The organism is Xanthomonas sp. NCPPB 1067 (assembly GCF_020783795.1).
Lineage (GTDB): Bacteria > Pseudomonadota > Gammaproteobacteria > Xanthomonadales > Xanthomonadaceae > Xanthomonas > Xanthomonas melonis.
The window spans coordinates 102,733-120,115 of sequence record NZ_JAJGQG010000015.1; the positions used below are offsets into that span (position 1 = coordinate 102,733).

The 17,383-nt window shown below is 65.7% G+C and carries 17 protein-coding genes and 1 other RNA gene; 8 read left to right on the forward strand and 10 right to left on the reverse strand.

What is annotated here, in order from left to right:
- Nucleotide 1 precedes the first annotated feature (1 nt).
- Nucleotides 2-154 carry a hypothetical protein gene (locus LL962_RS12910; protein ID WP_228317179.1) on the forward strand — a complete coding sequence of 51 codons (153 nt, stop codon included), beginning with the start codon at nt 2-4 and terminating at the stop codon, nt 152-154.
- 11 nt (nt 155-165) lie between these two features.
- Nucleotides 166-909, forward strand: a complete 744-nt coding sequence (locus LL962_RS12915; RefSeq protein ID WP_228317180.1) for a DUF4386 domain-containing protein — start codon at nt 166-168, stop codon at nt 907-909.
- 103 nt (nt 910-1,012) lie between these two features.
- Here the strand turns inward: LL962_RS12915 and LL962_RS12920 are convergent, their stop codons facing one another.
- A complete protein-coding gene (locus tag LL962_RS12920; protein ID WP_167395202.1) occupies nt 1,013-1,351 on the reverse strand; it encodes a hypothetical protein in 339 nt (112 codons plus the stop codon).
- 83 nt (nt 1,352-1,434) lie between these two features.
- On the reverse strand, nt 1,435-2,379 hold the full coding sequence (locus LL962_RS12925; RefSeq protein WP_228317181.1) for a DegV family protein: 945 nt from the start codon (nt 2,377-2,379) through the stop codon (nt 1,435-1,437).
- A gap of 449 nt (nt 2,380-2,828) precedes the next feature.
- Here LL962_RS12925 and LL962_RS12930 point away from each other — a divergent pair, with 449 nt between their 5' ends.
- Nucleotides 2,829-3,644 (forward strand): GH12 family glycosyl hydrolase domain-containing protein, encoded by an 816-nt coding sequence (locus tag LL962_RS12930; RefSeq protein ID WP_228317182.1) that lies wholly within the window; start codon nt 2,829-2,831, stop codon nt 3,642-3,644.
- A 111-nt stretch (nt 3,645-3,755) separates the two neighbouring features.
- On the opposite strand, the gene LL962_RS12935 is transcribed toward LL962_RS12930, so the two are convergent.
- The 3 genes from LL962_RS12935 to LL962_RS12945 all read right to left on the reverse strand — a co-directional run bounded on the left by LL962_RS12935 (nt 3,756) and on the right by LL962_RS12945 (nt 6,864).
- Nucleotides 3,756-4,097: a hypothetical protein gene (locus tag LL962_RS12935; RefSeq protein WP_208621396.1), complete on the reverse strand. Its 342-nt coding sequence runs from the start codon at nt 4,095-4,097 to the stop codon at nt 3,756-3,758.
- Between the two features lie 89 nt (nt 4,098-4,186).
- Nucleotides 4,187-5,467 carry an amidohydrolase family protein gene (locus LL962_RS12940; RefSeq protein ID WP_228317183.1) on the reverse strand — a complete coding sequence of 427 codons (1,281 nt, stop codon included), beginning with the start codon at nt 5,465-5,467 and terminating at the stop codon, nt 4,187-4,189.
- Nucleotides 5,464-6,864, reverse strand: a complete 1,401-nt coding sequence (locus LL962_RS12945) for an amidohydrolase (protein WP_228317184.1) — start codon at nt 6,862-6,864, stop codon at nt 5,464-5,466. The genes LL962_RS12940 and LL962_RS12945 overlap by 4 nt, the downstream gene beginning before the upstream one ends.
- A gap of 139 nt (nt 6,865-7,003) precedes the next feature.
- On the opposite strand from LL962_RS12945, the gene LL962_RS12950 reads away from it, so the two are divergent.
- Nucleotides 7,004-7,564 (forward strand): DUF924 family protein, encoded by a 561-nt coding sequence (locus tag LL962_RS12950; protein ID WP_228317185.1) that lies wholly within the window; start codon nt 7,004-7,006, stop codon nt 7,562-7,564.
- Between the two features lie 216 nt (nt 7,565-7,780).
- On the opposite strand, the gene grxD is transcribed toward LL962_RS12950, so the two are convergent.
- Nucleotides 7,781-8,707, reverse strand: coding sequence for a Grx4 family monothiol glutaredoxin (gene grxD, locus LL962_RS12955; RefSeq protein WP_104585678.1), 927 nt, complete (start codon nt 8,705-8,707; stop codon nt 7,781-7,783).
- 45 nt (nt 8,708-8,752) lie between these two features.
- Between grxD and LL962_RS12960 the strand changes: the two genes are divergently transcribed.
- The gene (locus tag LL962_RS12960; protein ID WP_228317186.1) at nt 8,753-9,544 is read left to right on the forward strand and encodes a polysaccharide deacetylase family protein; all 792 of its coding nucleotides are present in this window, start codon (nt 8,753-8,755) and stop codon (nt 9,542-9,544) included.
- Between the two features lie 238 nt (nt 9,545-9,782).
- Here the strand turns inward: LL962_RS12960 and LL962_RS12965 are convergent, their stop codons facing one another.
- The 4 genes from LL962_RS12965 to LL962_RS12980 form a co-directional block, all read right to left on the reverse strand.
- Nucleotides 9,783-10,454: a class I SAM-dependent methyltransferase gene (locus LL962_RS12965; protein WP_104585674.1), complete on the reverse strand. Its 672-nt coding sequence runs from the start codon at nt 10,452-10,454 to the stop codon at nt 9,783-9,785.
- Between the two features lie 69 nt (nt 10,455-10,523).
- A non-coding RNA gene (locus LL962_RS12970) (sX9 sRNA) lies at nt 10,524-10,599 on the reverse strand.
- A 334-nt stretch (nt 10,600-10,933) separates the two neighbouring features.
- Nucleotides 10,934-11,584, reverse strand: a complete 651-nt coding sequence (locus tag LL962_RS12975) for an SGNH/GDSL hydrolase family protein (protein ID WP_228317187.1) — start codon at nt 11,582-11,584, stop codon at nt 10,934-10,936.
- Nucleotides 11,584-12,855, reverse strand: coding sequence for a pyridoxal phosphate-dependent aminotransferase (locus LL962_RS12980; RefSeq protein WP_228317188.1), 1,272 nt, complete (start codon nt 12,853-12,855; stop codon nt 11,584-11,586). Before LL962_RS12980 ends, LL962_RS12975 begins: the two co-directional genes overlap by 1 nt.
- A gap of 290 nt (nt 12,856-13,145) precedes the next feature.
- Between LL962_RS12980 and LL962_RS12985 the strand changes: the two genes are divergently transcribed.
- Genes LL962_RS12985 through LL962_RS12995 form a run of 3 tightly spaced genes read left to right on the forward strand, consistent with a single transcriptional unit; the run spans nt 13,146 to nt 17,309 of the window.
- Entirely contained in the window at nt 13,146-15,311 is a 2,166-nt protein-coding gene (locus tag LL962_RS12985; protein WP_228317189.1) for a type I secretion system permease/ATPase, read from the forward strand.
- Nucleotides 15,308-16,729: an HlyD family type I secretion periplasmic adaptor subunit gene (locus tag LL962_RS12990; RefSeq protein WP_228317190.1), complete on the forward strand. Its 1,422-nt coding sequence runs from the start codon at nt 15,308-15,310 to the stop codon at nt 16,727-16,729. Before LL962_RS12985 ends, LL962_RS12990 begins: the two co-directional genes overlap by 4 nt.
- Nucleotides 16,730-16,733: 4 nt before the next feature.
- On the forward strand, nt 16,734-17,309 hold the full coding sequence (locus LL962_RS12995; RefSeq protein ID WP_228317191.1) for a hypothetical protein: 576 nt from the start codon (nt 16,734-16,736) through the stop codon (nt 17,307-17,309).
- The last annotated feature ends 74 nt before the right edge of the window (nt 17,310-17,383 follow it).

A 17,383-nucleotide genomic window follows, 5' to 3' on the forward strand; every position in this document is an offset into this window, starting at 1 on the left:
CGTGGCAGCGCCGCGTCTGCTGCACGACCGCATGGAAGCAGGCACCTGGTCCACGGTATCGGCCTGTCTGCTGGTGGTGATCTTCCCCCTGTTGATCCCCTGGCGCTACGTGTTGCGGACGTATGTTCGCGCGCCGTCCGAGCGCTGGCGCTAATGGCCGCATCGATGCATTCCGACTGGATGACGGCGCCGTTCATGGCGTACGACATCCACGCACGGCCGCAGTTCTATGCACGTCTTGCCGGTGCTCTCTATCTGGCGGTCATCGTGCTCGGAGGCTGGGCCGAAGGCTATGTGTCCAATGCATTGATCGTCGCAGGCGACGACCAGGCGACGTTGCGATCGATCCTGGCGCATGCCGCACTATGGAAGATGGGGCTGGCTGCCAACCTGCTGGTCCCGTTGATCGCTGTCGTGCAGCTGTGGATCGAATATCTGCTGCTACGGCCGGCGGGCCGCGGCCTGGCGCTGCTGTTCGTGTTGTTGAACATCGCATCGCTTTCGGTCGAGGCAGTCAGCAAGGTATTCCAGCTGATGGTGTTGCCCCTCGCATCCGGTGCGACGGGCGCAACGGCCGAGCACGGATTTGCACTGGCGTCGATGGCGTTGCTGGGGCATGGCATCGCTTTCAACGGCGCGTTGATCTTTTTTGGTGCCGCGTGCCTGGTCAGCGGCAGTTTGATCTATCGCTCTACCTATCTCCCGCGCACGCTAGGCGTGCTGATGGTGCTGGCGGGCGCCAGCTATCTCATCGCGGCGTTTGCCGAACTGCTGGCACCGGGCTTCGCAGCCATGATCACGCCAGGCATTCTTTTGCCGGTATTGGTTGGCGAGACCGCGCTCTGCCTGTGGCTGCTGATCAAAGGCGTCGACCGTGCGCGTTGGGATGCCACAGTCTCCAGGACGTAGGTCTGCGTTGGCGTGGATACGCAACGCAGCGCGTCGTCATCAGGCGCCCGGAACGGGCCGCCGCGTGGGCAACGTGGCGGCATCGTTTCGCTGCGCGGTGGCTTCAGCGCACGTCGCGCATTTCCCAGTGGCGGCCGGCCAGGGCCTGCATGCGTTGCTTGAACAGATCGCCCGGAATGCTGGTGGTGGCGACCAGATCGATACGCAGGTCGTGCTGCTTGCCGGTGACGGTGGCGGCCGGGTCGGTGATGCCCAGCGCGGGATCCACCTCGTCGGGGTCGGCCTGCAGCTGGCGCCAGCGATCGAACCAGGCCGGGTCGCGCAGGGCCGCCTGCAGCTGTTCGGCGAACGCATCGGCACCGTGGGCATCGAAGCTCACCGACGGCGCGCTGCCGCGGGCAAGCTTGGGGTCAGGCAGGCTGATCGAATAACTGACAGGCATGGGCAGGTTCCGTGGAATGACCGCGGCACCCTAGCCAAGGCAGGGTGAGAACGCCGTCGAGAGCCGCGGGCGGCGCGTTCGCCTCAGGCGGAAAAACCGTGCGGCTCGGCTGCGAAGCCCACCGCCAGCGCGCCCTTGCCGACATTGACCATGCCGGTCAGGCTCATCACGCTTTCGAACAGCTCCACGCCATGCGACTGGCAGGCGGCCTGCAGTGCGGTGTAACCGGGCAAGGCATGCAATTCGGCCAGCTCGCCGCCGTAGCCCACGCACACGGTGGGGGTCATCAGGCCTTCGCGGATCTTGCGCACGGTAAAGCCGAACAGCTTCTCCGCCGAGGGCTCGAAACCTTTCAGCTTGGCCACCGGTTCGGTGACGCCGCGATAGGCGCGCAGCACCGGCTTGATGTCCAACGCGCTGCCCAGCGCCGCGCCGATCAGGCCCACGCTGCGATCGCCCTTGGTGCGGGCGCGCGCCCGCAGGTAGTAGAGATCGCGTGGAATCATGTAGCCGTAGGTGTGTTCGGCCAGCTGCTCCAGGCGGGTGCGGATCGCCGCCACGCTTTGTTCCTGATCGCGCAGGCGCACCGCTTCGACCGCGGTGACGCCCTGGCCTGCGAACAGGTTGAGCGTGTCGATCACGCGCAGCGCGAACGGCGAGCTATGCCCGGCGCCCTGGCGGATCGGCTTGTAGTCGTTGAGGATCGCGAAGCTGGCCTGCATGGCATTGTCGTAGATCTGGCTGCGCAGCTTGGAGATGGTCAGGCAGAACACGTGGTCGTAATCGATCACCAGCCGTTGCAGGAACAGGTCGCGGATCTGGTTGACCGAGAGCGGCGTGGTCTCGGCTTCGTGGCCGCGTTCGGCCACATGTGCCTGCAGGAAGCTCAGTGTGGCCTCCTCGTCGCGGTGATCGGCCAGTACCGCCTCCCCGATCCGTACGCTGATCGGCAGCACGATGATGTTGTTGCGTTCGATGAAGTCCTGCGGCAGGTCGCACGCACTGTCCACCACGATTCCGATGCGCATCGTCGCCCCCTCCGGCTATTGCGTCGCTTTCAAATGCGAACGCTATCGCAAAACGGCCGTTGCGCGTAGCCCCCGGCCTGGCCGGCCGTGTCCGTCCGGCGCTTCCTGCCAACCGGTGGGGCCCGCCGGTGCGCTGCGATCCGCGGGTGGGGTGGCCGTTGCAGGCCTGGCGCGCGGTGGCGTATGTGGCTGCGCACCATTGCCGCGCTTCGGGCGGCCGGCAAGGGCCGGGCCGGGCGGCGGCAGCCCCGTAGAAGGACGCCGAACTGCGCACCGGCGCACGCGCCGACCGCAAGGTGGCGCCCGCTATCGTACTTGGCTGCGCAGGCCTGTCCTAATCGGTATAGCTCTGCCGATGGCGGCGCTGTTAGGGTCCGATGCGACCGCGACCAGGCGGGCCAACGGCAGCGCAACGCGACCGCCGCAGCGTCTATCCAAGGAGAGCTGATATGTACGACACCCCAAGCATTCCCGTTGTCCCGAACCGCCTTCAGGCCCCCGCCACGCCGCGGCGCGCCTCGCGTTGGTGGAAGGCGGCACTGACCCTCGGCCTGGTGGCGCTGGCGCCTGCGGCATTGGCCGGTCCGTACAAGATCTTTGGCAACCACTACGCCTGGGTCAACAACTTCAACGATCCCAACAACATCATCCAGGGCACCTTCGGCACCGGCAGCACGCCCGAGCTGACCGTCACCTTCAACTTCGCCGACTACAATCTCTATGGATATCCGGCGATCGTGCGCGGCTCGCACTACGGCTGGAATCCGACCACCGATACCTTGTTTCCGCGGCAGGTCTCGGCGATCAGCAAGATGCCGCTCAAGTTCACCTACAGTGCCGGCGGTACGCAGCTGGCGGGCGACTTCGCCTACGACATCTTCTTTCGCTGGGATACCGCCAAGGGCAACCCGCAGCTGGAAGTGATGATCTGGGGCGATCACAACTCCTGGCCGATCGGCACGCTGACCGCCAGCAAGGTGATCACCGCCGGTGGCCGCACCTTCGATCTGTGGGAGGGCATGAACACCGCCGCCGGGTATTACGTGTACACCTTCATCCCGACCGGAACCGCCGGCCAGCCCACCCTCAAGACCAGCGGCAGCCTCAACGTAGACGCCAAGCCCTTCCTGAACTGGTTGCAGACCAATCGCTCCAAGGATGGCCGCTACAACAACAGCATGTATCTGCATGTGGTTGAAGCCGGCTTCGAAGTGGTGCGTGGCAACGGCTGGGCCAAGGTCAGCGCCACGATGGACGCGAAGTAGGCAGGGCGGCCGGCATCTGCCAGCGCGCGCGCCACCGGTTGACCGCCGAGGGCCCTCGCTGACGCAGCCCGGACGACCCGGCCGGGCTGCGGTGGTGCCTTGCCGGAGACGCTAAACCGCAGCGCGGCCGCGCAGGTCCGCGCAGGCGGCGACGATGGCTTGGATCCACTGTGTCCGCTGCGCGACCGCGATGCGGTACTCGCAGCCCTCATCCAGCCGCAGCGCGAACGCGGTCGGCGCCAGCGGAATCAGTCCGAACCCGCGCGTCCAGCAGGGCCGCAACGCGACCAGGCGTGTCAGCGGTATCGCCAGCGAATGCGCCTGCGCAGAGCGTGCCTGCGGCTGGAACAGCAGCGCGTCTGCGGTGAGCACCAGGCGCCCCTCCATCGTTGTCCGGAAGTATTGCAGCCTGGCCGGCGCTTCGCGCAGCACCACCCGATCGATCGAGCGCAAGCCGCTGCCCTGAAACAAGCTATTCATGGCGGAAAGCTGGCGGCTACACAGTCGTTCTGTTGGCTGCTCTTACTGCAGGCACGGCGGGTTCACTTCAGATAGGCACGCGGCAGGGCACCGGGTGGCTGCAGGTAGCGGTCGCGCAATTCGGTCTGGCGCGAACGCATCGGCATCTCGCGCCCACCCAGCCAGACCTGCTCGGCATAGTGCGCAACGTCCAGCGGATCACCTTCCCACAGCACCAGGTCGGCCTGCTTGCCCACCGCAATGCTGCCGAAACGGTCGGCCACCCCGAAGATTTCGGCCGGCACACGGGTCAGCCCGGCCAGGCCGGCTTCCCACGGCAGGCCGTTGGCCACCGCATTGCCAGCCAGCTGACGCAGCTTGCGCGCGTTGTGTGAGGCATCACCGCTCTGGCTGAAGCTGACCTCCACCCCGGCAGCACGCAGACGGGCGGCATTTTCCAGCGTCGCGCCCACCTGATCGAAGGTCGATGGCAGATCGGCAAGCGCGTTCACCAGCACCGGCACCCCGGCCTGAGCCAGTTGCGGTGCCAGCTTCCAGGCTTCGGCGCCGCCGGCAATGGCGATGCGCACCTTCTCGCGCTGCGCCCAACGCAACAGCTGGCGGATATCGGCCGCGCGTTCGACCTGCACCACGATGCGGCCTTGTCCGGCCAGATACCGTGCCAGCACGCGACGCCCGACCGGAGTGAGCAAGGCATGCGGCGAATCGGCCGGCATGCGTCCGCGCGCTTCGGCGACCAGTTGGTCGAGCAGCATCCACTGCGCGGCGCGCGAGCTGCCGGTCAGATCGGAGGCCGCCGCGCCGAGCCGAACGAACAAGGCATGCGGGCCGACCGGATCGGGGCTGCCATCCAACCGCACGATGCCACCCTGGCCGGCGATGAAGGCGCCGCTGGTGGTCGCCCCCAATGCGGTGAAACCGATGCCTTCCACGCGGGCCACCGGTACCAGCACCGACTCGGGGTTGTAGGCGAGGGTGACGTCGAATTCGGGGCGCATCGGCTGATCGGCGAGCTTGACGCCGCTGTCCACGGTGCTGTCTTCGCCGGACACTTCCTCGATGCCGATCTCGGTGATGCCGCCGAACAGGGCAGGTGTCAGCGGCCGGCCGCGGGCATCGATCACGCGGCCATCGGCGGGCGCGGCGAGGTTGCTGCCAATCGCGCGGATCACTCCGCCCTGTACCAGCACGTCGGTGTTCTTCAAGGTGCCCTGCGCGGTGGCGGTATGCACGGTGGCGCCGCGGATCAGCACCTGCTGGGCCGCTGCTGGCACGGCGAGCGCGGCGAGCAGCAGGGCGGAAAGGACGCCCAGACGCGGGCGGTGCATGCGCATACGGCTCATCGTGCCACCTCCTGGCCCAGCATGAAGTCCGAGACCGGCTGCAGTGCGCGGTTGTGGCGGTCGTAGACCTGTGCGCCGTCGATATACACCTGTTCTGCCAGGGCGTAGGAGCTGAAGGGGTTGCCGTTCCAGACCACCACATCGCCCATCTTGCCTGGCTCCAGTGCGCCGGTCTGTCGCTCGATGCCCAGCGCCTTGGCGGCGTTGCTGGTGAGCCAGCGGATCGCACGCTCGGGCGGGATCTCCATACCGCTGCGGCGCGCATTGGCGATCACCTTGGCGGCCTCCTGGTTGAGCCGCTGGATGCCTTCCTCCGAATCCGAATGCACGATGGCGCAGCTGTTGGCCGGCCGGTCGACCAGCGCGATGTTTTCCTGGATCCCGTCGAACGCCTCCATCTTGAAGCCCCACCAGTCTGCCCACAGCGCGCCGCAGACGTTCTCCTGCGCCAGCCGGTCGGCCAGTTTGTAGGCCTCCACGCCATGATGGAAGGCGGCGATGTGGAAGCCGAATTCCTTGGACAGGTCCAGCATCGTGGCCATCTCGTCGGCGCGGTAGCAGTGGATGTGCACGCGGATATCGCCGTTGATGGCGCCAGCAAGCGTATCCAGCTTCAGATCGCGCTTGCCGCCGGCATCGCCGCTGCTGTCGTTGTCGCCGCCGCGGCTCCACCAACGGCGTTTTTTTTCGGTCTGCTTTTTCGGTGCGTTCTTCTGCAGGTACTCGGCCGCGTCGATGAAGGCGGCGCGGTAGCCGGCCACGTTGCCCATGCGGGTACCGGGGCCGCCCTTCTCGCCGTAGACGCGCTTGGGATTCTCGCCGCAGGCCATCTTCAGGCCCCAGGGCGCGCCCGGGAACTTCATGCCCTGGTAGGTGGTGGACGCCACGTTCTTGAGCGTGACCCCGCGCCCGCCGATCAGGTTGGCCGAGCCGGGCAGGATCTGCAGCGAGGTGATGCCGCCGGCCAGCGCGGTGCCGAAGCCCGGATCCTGCGGCCAGATCGAATGTTCGGCCCACACGTTGGGCGTCACCGGGGCGGTCATCTCGTTGCCGTCGCTGTGCGCGCTGACGCCGGGGCTGGGATACACGCCCAGGTGCGAATGCACGTCGATGATGCCCGGCGTCACCCACTTGCCGGTGCCGTCGACACGGCGCGCATCGGCGGGCGCTTCGAGTGCGCGGCCCACTGCGGCCACCTTGCCGTCGCGCAGCAGCACGTCGGCATCGTCCAGGCGTTGCCCGGTGCCGGTCAGCACGGTGGCGTGCTGGATCAGCACCGGACCGGACGCGAGCGCACGGTAGGTGCTGGGGTAGGGGTCTTGCACGAAGCGCGATGCCGCAGACGCGGACCCGCACGCCAACGCCGCGCCAAGCGCGGCGAACAGAATGGAACGCATGGATTTCCCCGGTGACACGAAAACGTAGGCCGCAAACCTAGCCGCCTGCGCCCAGATTGCCAAGTGCGAAAGGTGTGCCATGCTGGTTCCATCACCCATGGCGGTGCATGCTATGCCGTATTCGCCAAGGATAACGTCGATGATCGCCAAGTCAGAACGCAACAAGCAGGCCGATGTGGTACTGGCTTTCTGGGAACTGGCCGGCTCGGCGCGCTGGTTCACGCATAACGATGCGTTCGATGCGAATTTCCGCCAGCATTTCAGCGAGCAGCATTTCGCTGCGGCACGCGGCGAGTACGCGCACTGGATGGAGCGCGCCGAGGATGCGCTGGCCTTGCTGATCCTGCTCGACCAGTTTCCGCGCAATGCCTTCCGCAGCAGCGCGCATGCGTACGCCACCGATGGCCTGGCGCTGCAGTGCGCCAAACAGGCCCTGGCGCGCGGATTCGATCGGCAGGTGTCGGCGCAACTGCGCCTGTTCTTCTATCTGCCGTTCGAGCATGCCGAGGATCTGCAGGAGCAGGCGCGCGCCGTGCAACTGATCGGGGCATTGGACGATGCGGAAACCACGCGATGGGCGCTGGAGCACCAGCAGATCATCCAGCGCTTCGGTCGGTTCCCGCATCGCAACGCGGTGCTGGGACGCACCACCACCGCCGAGGAACAGCAGTTTCTGGATGCCGGCGGATTCGCCGGGTGAACGATGCGGCCAGCGGCCCTGCAACGGCGCTGCACCCGCCGGACTATGCTTCGCTGGCCGCTGGCCGCTGGCCGCTGGCCGCTGGCCGCTGGCCAGGCGAACCTTATCTGCACGGCAGGCAATCTGGTGCAGTGACCCATGAAGAAAAACGGACGCTGCAGGGAGCGTCCGTTTCGCTTTGCGAGGCGCCGCGCCAAGCGCGGCGTCTGTGTGGAATCAGTACTTCGCCACGCCGCTGTCCACCTCGTCCGACCATGCATCGATGCCGCCGGTGACGTTGTAGACGTTGCGGAAACCCAGGCCGCGGAAATGCTCGGCCGCCTGCAGACTACGCCCACCGCGGTGGCACAGGAAGGCCAGCGCGGTGTCCTTGGGCAACTGCTCGATGGCCGCGCGCTCGTGCGCATCCAGGGTGCGGAACGGCGCGGCCACCGTGGCCAGCGCGCGCTCGTCGGCCGGGCGCACGTCCACCAGGGTCAGGCTGCCGGCCTTGAGGCGGTCGTCGGCATCGCGCACCGACAGCTCCTGCACCGGCTTGGGCGCATTCGGGTTGTCGATGGCCAGGCCGCGGCCGCGGATATCGTCCACCCAGTCGATGGTGATGCCGTCGGCGCGGCGCGCGCTGGCCAGGTCGAACTGCACGCGCAGCCCGTTGGATTCGGCGGCGATCGCATTCGGGTTGGTCGGCGCCAGCTGGAAGTTCGGCTGGAAATTGGCATCGATGGCCAGCGTCAGCGCTGCATCCGGCGCATCGGCCAGCGCGCCCTTGAGCATTTCCACCGCGGCCGGGGTGATGGTGATCTTCGGCGGGCTGCGGTCAGGCGCCTGCAGGCCGAGCATGCTGCTCAGCTCGCCGCTGTCGGCCATCTGCACGATGATGTCGCTGCCGCCGATCAACTCGCCATCCACATACAGCTGCGGAATGGTCGGCCAGTCGCCGTAGGCCTTGATGCCTTCGCGAATCTCCTGGTCGGCCAGGACGTTGACGTGCGCGTAGTCGATGCCCAGCCCGTCCAGCACGCCGACCGCCTTGGCCGAGAAACCGCATTGCGGCATGCCTGGCTGGCCTTTCATGAAGAGCACCACGCGGCTGGATTGCAGCAGCGTATCGATACGGGAACGCAGGGCGGGATCGAGGGACATGGCAGCGCTTCGGTCGGGTCGTGGAGACCAGCCATTCTACGCCGCATGGCATCATGCGGCATGACCACGCCGGAAACGCTGTATCGCACCCCCTCGCACCCGTACCGCTGGGTCGGCCTGTTCGCGCTTTCGCAAGCGGTGGTGGCCGCGCTGTGGTGGCAGCTGGGGTGGGCGTGGGGCCTGCCCGCACTGCTGCTGTCGCACGCCCTGTTCGTGGTGCCGGTGTTCCTGCCGCGTGCGCGGCTGTACGCGCCGGTGCTGGCGCAGTTGCCCGGCCATGCGCCGCAGGTGTGGCTGACCATCGACGATGGCCCCTCCGAGGATACCCCGGCCATCCTTGAACTGCTGGACGCCTACGATGCCAAGGCGACCTTCTTCGTGGTCGGTGCCCGTGCTGCGCAGCGGCCGGAACTGGTGCGCGAGATGGTGCGGCGCGGGCATGGCATCGGCAATCACAGCCAGACCCATCCGCAGGCCTGGTTCTGGGCGCTGGGACCGCGCCGCATGGCGCAGGAAATCGGCCTGGCGCAGCGCACCCTGGCCACCATCACCGGGCAGGCGCCGCGGTTGTACCGCTCGGTGGTGGGCATGACCAACCCCTTCGTGGCATCGCCACTGCGTGCGTACGGGCTGACCCGGGTGGCATGGAGCGCGCGCGGGTTCGACGGCGTGCGCTGCGAACCGGATGCCACCGTGGCGCGCATCGTGCGTGACCTGCGCCCTGGCGCCATCGTGTTGTTGCACGAGGGCGCCGCACATGGGCATAACCTCGCCATCCTGCGCGGGGTGCTGGAGGCGATGCGCGCGCGCGGGCTGGTGGGGCGGCGTCCGGATTGAGCCAGGTGCGCAAGGCGAGGCGATGATGTGGCCTGATGCTGTCTTCGGCGGCGTCGTGGCCAAGTGCGCCCTGCCACGGCGCAATCGCCCAAAGGCCAGGGCCGGCGGGAGTGGCGTAAAGCGTAACCACGGCGGTGATGGCGTGCGCGGGCAATGCATCGCCCGCGTGCGCTGCCTCGAAGGTAAGGCTTGGCGGATCGGCAGCGGCGTCGGACGATACCGATGCCGCTGCGAACGATCAGCGTGGCTCGGCCACGATCAGCCAGTTGTTGAACGGCGTGCTACCGTACAGCGGCGAAAACGTCGCGCGCAGGCCGGCGGCGTCCAGATGCCTCTGCAGGCTGTCGCGGGTGGGATAGCTGCGCGGCATGCGTTGCATCCAGCCGCTCAGATGCGCCAGCACGTCGGTGACGCGGCTGGTGCGGCCACGCCCGCTGTCGTCGCCCAGCGCGCTGCGGATCACCAGTTTCGCGCCTGGCGTCAGCATCTGCGCCACGCTGCGCAACAGGCCTGCCTGCATGTCCGATTGCAGGTATTGCAGTACGTCCAGGATGGTGACGCTGCCGCGGTGCTGCGGCCAGGCCAGACTCAGGTCGACCACTTCGAATCTGGTGTTGCCCAGCGCCGAACGCTGCGCGATGCGTTGCGCGCGGGCGATCTTGGAGGCGTCCACGTCCACGCCGTGATACGCCAGTGCCTGGCCATCGGCGCGCAGGGCATGCGCGAGAAGGCCCAAGCCGCAGCCCAGGTCCAGCACCGGCGCGCTGGTGCTGCGCAACTGCGCCAGCACGCCCGGATACAACGGGTCGGTACGCAGCTTGGCCTGGGTGTAGTAGTAATCGTAACGGTTGCCCAGCGGATGCCTGGGCAGGAAAGCGCGGGCGATCGCCAGTGCCTGGGCGCGGCTCATCGGTTGGGTGGCGGTGTTGTGCAATGTCGTTCCTTGGCAATCAGGCGTGCTGCGCGGGTAGCATAGAGCGGCTAACAGAACGTAGCGAGCGGTCGTCAGGTGGGTGTGGACGGCGCGGAGGAACCGGAGTGTACGTGTGGTACATGAGGATTCCGAGCACCGGCCGCGCCCGCCTGGCGGCTGCGCAGCAGTTCTGTTGGCCGCTCTTTGGGCCTGGTGACCGGATTGCGGTAGGGCGGGCTCGACGATTTCGCGATACAGGGCCGCGTGCAGCGTCTTGCGTTCTCGCGGATGTGCACCTCGGAAACGGGCGCTGCAAAGCAGACATGTGCACCCGGCCGCGGCAGGCGAGCCGGTGCATTGCGCCTTGTTTTACACGGTGGACGGCATCGGTATCGGGCAGTGCACGCGGCATTGGTGGGAAGGCGAGCAGCAGGCTCGCGACATCGCGCAGAGAGACAGCCTGCCCGTGTTCGCCATCAGGCGATGGTGTCCGCCGATCCTGTCGCTCCCAGCGCATCGCGCGCCGCTGGCAGCGCCACCGCTGCCCAGCGTGCGTACATTGCGCCGGAGGGATGCAGGCCGTCGTCGACCAGCATCTCGGCCGCATCGCCGCCATCGCGGCTGGTGGGCGTGATATCGACGAAGCGGATTGCGCGCTCGGCACAGCGCTCCGCCGCCACATCGTTGAATGCGTCGATCTGCGCCGCAATCAGGCCGGCGTCGCGGCCTTGCGCGCGTGCGAACGGCGTCAGCCCCCAATCCGGAATGGACAGCACCAGCACACGTGCAGCATGCCCGCCGGCAAGTTCGATCGCGCGCTGCAACAGCGCATCGAACTGGCTGCGGTACTCGTCCAGCGAGCGCTCGCGGTACTGGTTGTTGACGCCGATCAGCAGGCTCACCAGATCGAATGGGCCCTGCGGTGCGGCCGCGTCGATTCCTGCCTGCAATTCGTCGGTCGTCCAGCCGGTGGTGGCGATGAGTTGCGGGGTCTGCACGGCCCAGCCGTGTGCACGCAGTCCATCGGCCAGCTGCGCCGGCCATCCTTGCGCGGGAGCGAGGCCTTCGCCAATCGTGTACGAGTCGCCCAGCGCCAGATAGCGCTGCGGCACGCCAAACGCGGCCATCAGGCCACGCTGCGCGGTTTCAGCGGCACGACCTTGGTTGCCGCCTCGGCGCGCCGCGCCAGGGCACGGTCGATCCGCGCGAACACGTCGCGCATCACGCTGGCCTCCGGCATCAGCGTGACGCGGAAGTGGTGGCGATACGGCACGTTGAAACTGGAGCCGGGCACCACCAGCACGCCTTCCTCGTTCATCAGGTCCAACGCGAATGCGTGGTCGTCGAAATTGCGTGCCGCCGCACCCACTACCGCCGGGAACGCGTACAACGCGCCGGCCGGAGCGACCAACTGCAGATGCTCGCTGGCCGCACAGGCCTCGATCACCGCGCGGCGGGTTTCGTACAGGCGGCCGCCCGGCGCGCACAGCGCCGAAATGGTATCCGGGCCATTGACCGCCGCATCGATGGCGTACTGGCCGGGCACATTGGCGCACAGGCGCAACGCGCCGAGCAGGTCCATCGCGTTGCGCAGGTCGTTGATGCGCACCTGTTCGCCGGACAGCAGCGCCCAGCCCACGCGCCAGCCGCAGGCACGGTGCACCTTGCTCAACCCGCTGAAGGTGATGCAGGGGTGTGCGCCTGCCAGTGGTGCTACCGGCACGAAGGCCGCGCCGTCGTATAGCACCTGGTCGTAAATCTCGTCGACCATCAGCAGCAGATTGTGCTTGACCGCGATCGCCACGATGCGCTCCAGCAGCTCGCGCGAGTAACTCGCACCACTAGGGTTGTTCGGGTTGATCAGCACGATGGCGCGGGTGCGCGAGGACACCAGCGTCTCGATCTCCACCGGGTCCGGCTGGAAGCCGTTCTCCGGCGCGCAGCGGTAGTACACCGGGCGGCCGTCGTTGAGGATGGTGGCCGCCGACCACAGTGGGTAGTCGGGCGAGGGCACCAGCACTTCGTCGCCTGGATTGAGCAGGGCGCGCAGCGACAGATCGATCAGCTCGCTGACGCCGTTGCCCAGGAAGATGCGGTCCGGGTGTGCGTCCGGATGCTGGCGCCGCGAGTAGGCCGTGGCGATGGCCTCGCGCGCTTCCGGCAGGCCCTGCTGATGGGTGTAGGGATCGGTGCGGCCCATGTCGTCGGCGATCGCGCGCTGCAGGTGCTCCGGCGCACGGAACCCGAACGCACCGGGGTTACCGATATTGAGCTTGATCAGCTTGCGGCCCTGCGCCTCCAGCTCCCGCGCTCGCCGCGCCAGTTCGCCCCGGATCTCGTAGCGGACTTCGGACAGACGCTCGCGGATGGCGAGCGGCTTTTGCGGGGCAGTGGACATACGGCGGGCCGGTTGTAGGCGTGAGGCTTGGCATGGTAACGGAAATGTGGCAGCCGGACATGCTTGCATCGGCAACGGTGTCAAGGGGCCTGCAGGCGTCATCGCACATTCGGAGAGAACCAGCCTCGGCCACCTGTGCCCAGGATCGACTGTCCGTGTCTCAGCCTGGGAGACGCTCGATTGAGAAAATTGATCGAGGTCGCGGGATTGTCTGATTGACAGTTTCTTAACAGTTTCAGACCCTAGTCCATCACTTGAGCCCGTCTTGGGCTCTACAGCAAGGAATGCATATGTCAGGGGGAAGTGCGTCGCTCTCGTTGGTCGAGGGCGGCTCGTCGGTGCAAGACCGACCGGATTTGGGGTTGCAGGGGCTCGTCCTTCTTGCGCAGTTTCACGGGATTGCAGCTGATGCGACGCAGCTGGCACACGGCTTTGGCCGCGGGGGCGAGCCGTTCGACGAAACCACGCTGCTGCTGGCTGCCAAGCAGTTGGGGCTGAAAGCCAAGGTCGTGGCCCAGCCGGCCGCGCGCATCGGCATGGCTGCGTTACCGGCCCTGGCCCTCCTGCCAGGAGGGGACGCCTTTATCGTCGCCAAGGTCGGCACGGACCAGATCCTGATCCACGATCTGGTCGAAAAGCGGCCACGTTCAATTTCGCTGGCCGAGTTCGAGGCACGTTACCAGGGGCGGTTGCTGCAGGTGGCCTCGCGGGCTTCGGTGCTGGGCGACCTGGCCAAATTCGACTTCAGCTGGTTCATTCCTGCGGTGGTCAAGTACCGCAAGCTGATGCTCGAGGTGTTCATCGTCTCGTTCTTCATCCAGCTGTTCGCGCTGATCACCCCGCTGTTCTACCAGGTGGTGATGGACAAGGTACTGGTGCACAACGGCCTGACCACGCTGGACGTGATCGCGATCGGGCTGGTCTCGATGGCGGTGTTCGACGTGTTGCTGTCCGGACTGCGTACCTACGTCTTCGCCCACACCACCAGCAAGATCGACGTGGAGCTGGGTGCGCGTCTGTTCCGGCATGTGTTGTCGCTGCCGCTGGCGTATTTCGAATCGCGGCGGGTCGGCGACACCATCGCGCGCGTCCGCGAGCTGGAGAACATCCGCAACTTCCTGACCGGACAGGCGTTGACCTCGGTGCTGGACCTGTTCTTTACCGTGGTCTTTTTGTCGGTGATGTTCTGGTACAGCGGTTGGCTGACCTTGATCGTGGTGCTGTCGTTGCCGCTGTACGCCACGATCTCGGGGTTGATCACGCCGGTGCTGCGCAAGCGTTTGAACGACAAGTTCGCGCGCGGCGCCGACAACCAGTCGTTCCTGGTGGAAACCGTTAGCGGCATCGGTACGGTCAAGGCGATGGCGGTGGACCCGCGCGTGACCCGCACCTGGGACAACCAGCTGGCCGGCTATGTCAGCGCAGGTTTCAGCGTCACCCGTATCGCCACGCTTGGCCAGCAGGGTGTGCAACTGGTGCAGAAGCTCACCGCCGTGGCGGTGCTGTTCTGGGGCGCCAAGCTGGTGATGGAGGGCAAGCTGTCGATCGGTCAGTTGATCGCCTTCAATATGCTCTCGGGTCAGGTCACCGCGCCGATCATCCGCTTGGCCCAGTTGTGGCAGGACTTCCAGCAGGTCGGTATCTCGGTCGAGCGGCTGGGCGACATCCTCAATACCCGCACCGAGGTGCCGGGTAGCCGCCTGGCACTGCCGCCGATCCGCGGGCAGGTGACGTTCGAGCGGGTCACGTTCCGATATCGCCCCGATGCCCCGGAAGTGCTCAACGGGATCGAGCTGGATATCCGCCCAGGCGAGATCATCGGCATCGTCGGCCGTTCCGGCTCCGGCAAGAGCACCTTGACCAAGTTGGTGCAGCGTCTTTACACGCCTGAGCGCGGGCGTGTGCTGATCGATGGCCAGGATCTGGCGCTGGCCGATCCTGCATGGCTACGCCGGCAACTGGGCGTGGTCTTGCAGGAAAACTTCCTGTTCAACCGCAGCATCCGCGAGAACATTGCCGTGACCGATCCCGGCATGCCGTTGGAGCGGGTGATCCATGCGGCCAAGTTGGCAGGTGCCCACGACTTCATTCTGGAATTGCCAGAGGGCTACGACACCAAGGTTGGCGAGCACGGCACCGGTTTGTCCGGTGGGCAGCGGCAGCGCATTGCGATCGCGCGCGCACTGATCGGCGATCCGCGCATCCTGATTCTCGACGAGGCCACCAGCGCCCTGGATTACGAATCGGAACATGCGGTGATGCGCAATATGCGGGCCATCTGTAAGGGGCGCACCGTCCTGATCATCGCTCACCGGCTGTCCACCGTGCGGCATGCCAACCGCATCGTCGTGGTGGAGAAGGGGCGCATCGTCGAAAGCGGCTCGCACGCCGAATTGGTCGACCGCCCGGAAGGCCAGTACGCACACTTGTATCGACTGCAACAGGGGACACCATGAAGCACGTGCTACAGGGATGGCGCGATTTCTATCTCCGCTATTTCAAGATCTTCAAATCGGCCTGGGCGGTGCGCCGCCAGCTCGACCCGCCCGCGCGCAGCGCCGACGAGCGCGCGTTCCTGCCCGCGCATCTCGAACTGACCGAAACGCCTGTCTCGCCCACCGCGCGCTGGACGATGCGCATCATCATCGGCTTCTTCTGTGTCGCGCTGCTGTGGGCGTGCTTGGGCAAGCTCGATATCGTCGCCGTGGCGCCTGGCAAGACCGTGGTCGATTCGCGGACCAAGGTGGTACAGACCGCAGAAACCGCGGTGGTGCGCAGGATCCTGGTACGCGACGGACAGGCGGTGAAGAAAGGCCAGTTGCTGGTCGAACTCGATGCCACCGCGACGGGCGCCGAGTTTGCTCAGGCCGGTGATGCGCTGGTCAATGCACGGCTCGCCGCGCTGCGTCAGGCTGCCCTGGCAACTGCCATCGCCACCGGGCAGCCACCGCAGCTGGGCGCCGCACCGGATCTACCCGCGGAGCGCGTCGCCAACGAGCAGCAATTGGTCAGCAGCCAGTTCGACGCATTCCAGGCGCGCCGACATAACCTGGAAGCCAGCATCGCCCAGCGCCAGGCCGAGTTGCAGACCACCCAGGATGCCATCGCACCGCTGGCCGAATCCGCACGCATCTCCAAAGTGCGCGCGGAAGATTACGGCCGCCTGGTCGAAGGCAAGTACGTCGGCCGCCACGACTATCTGCTGCGCGAACAGGAACGCATCGCCGCAGAAAGCCAGCTCGCCACCCAGCGCAATCGCCTGCAGGAGATTCGCTCGGCGATCAGCGCGGCGCAGGAAGAGTTGCGCGTGCTTGTCACCGACACACGCCAGCAGGCACTGGATGCCTTACGCCAAGCCAGCGAACAAGCCGGCCAGCTGACCCAGGACGTCGCCAGGACCGGCCAGCGCGACAAGCTGATGGCTCTGCACGCGCCCGTTGACGGCACCATCCAGCAACTTGCCGTCCACACCGTAGGCGGTGTAGTCACGCCTGCACAGCCGTTACTGGTCATAGTGCCGGCCGAAGAAGCACTGGAGGTAGAAGTCACCGTCCTCAACAAGGACATCGGCTTCATGCGCCCGGGCCAGCCGGTCACCGTCAAGGTAGACAGCTTCCCCTACACCCGCTACGGCTATCTGACCGGCACGGTCGCCAGCGTCTCCCATGATGCCGCGCAGGACGAAAAACTAGGTTTGGTATTCCCCGCGCGTATCAAATTGAACGGCAGCACGCTGGAGATCGATGGGGTCAAGGTGCGGATGAGTGCCGGGATGAGCTTGAGTGCGGAAGTGAAAACGGGCAAGCGGCGGGTGATTGATTACTTGTTGAGTCCCTTGCGAGTGCATGGCTCGGAATCCTTGAGAGAGAGATGAGTTTATGAAACTGCTGATGCTCGTCGGTTTGGCCTTGGTCATGACGTGTATGTCTGGCTGCAAGCAAAAGATGAAATGGGAGGAGCAGGTCTGGTTGGATGAGGGCCACTTTGTAGAGGTGGAGCGTCAGGCAGAAGGAACAATTGATTTCCCAAATTCTTCGTCAATCGTCACCCGGCATCAAGAATTTAGATATGACCCGTTGCAAGTGTTCTGGGAGAACGAAGGAGCAGCGCAAGTAAAGTCTTTTTACATCGCTGGCAGCGATGCATATCTCGTTACAACTGCCGGGAAAAGTCGCGATAATTTCTGCATGGGAAGAAGTAAAGGCGATTTTCTGCTGAATGTCTTGCGCTGGCGCAATGGCAAAGTGCAAGAGATCGGCCAGCATGAAGCCCCCCTAGATAAGATGCGGATGAATCTTTCCGGAAATGCGCACTGGATCCTTCGTAAGAATAGTTGGGGGGCGCAACACGTTTCATGGAAAGAAGTTGCGAGAGTTACTGGGCAGTTTGACGAACGGCCGCCAAAGTTAGTGTCTGATTTTTATACTAGAACGCCAAATTTATCTTGTAATTAAGGAGTGGCGAAGTGATTTGGCCAGGCTGCTGTAACCAATGAAGTGCATTCACGCAATGCAGCGGGCATTGCGTG